The organism is Sphaerisporangium flaviroseum, from assembly GCF_039537005.1.
Classification (GTDB): Bacteria; Actinomycetota; Actinomycetes; order Streptosporangiales; family Streptosporangiaceae; genus Sphaerisporangium; species Sphaerisporangium flaviroseum.
The window spans coordinates 1-546 of the sequence record NZ_BAAAZR010000081.1; the positions used below are offsets into that span (position 1 = coordinate 1).

At 69.0% G+C, this 546-nt stretch carries 1 pseudogene; it reads left to right on the forward strand.

Features of this window, described 5'->3' with window-relative positions:
* Nucleotides 1-546: pseudogene (locus tag ABD810_RS40870) on the forward strand (IS5 family transposase); the annotation flags it as partial.

Here is a 546-nt window from a genome sequence, read left to right on the forward strand (position 1 = left end):
GTCGTTTCGCCGAGTGGAGTGCCGCGCGGGTGTGGGCCAAGCTGTACCGGATTCTGCTGGATGAGCTCGGCGTGCGCGGTGAGCTGGACTGGTCGTGGTGCGCGATCGACTCGGTCAGCGTGCGGGCCGTCAAAGGGGGGAGCTGACAGGTCCGAATCGGCTCGATCGCGGCAAGAAAGGGTCGAAAATCCATCTCATCACCGAACGGAGCGGTCTGCCGATCGCTGTCGCGATCAGCGCCGCCAACGTCCACGACAGCCAGGCCTTGGAGCCGCTGGTGCGCGGCATTCCGCCGATCCGCTCCCGCCGCGGCCCGCGACGCCGCCGGCCGGGCAAGCTGCACGGCGACAAGGGCTACGACTACCCGCACCTGCGCTCTTTCCTGCGCGGCCGAGGGATCATCCCGCGCATCGCTCGCCGCGGGATCGAGTCCAGTCAGCGGCTGGGACGCCATCGGTGGGTCGTCGAGCGCACGGTTTCGTGGCTGGCCGGTTGCCGACGCTTACACCGGCGCTACGAGCGCCGGGCCGACCACTTCGCATCCTT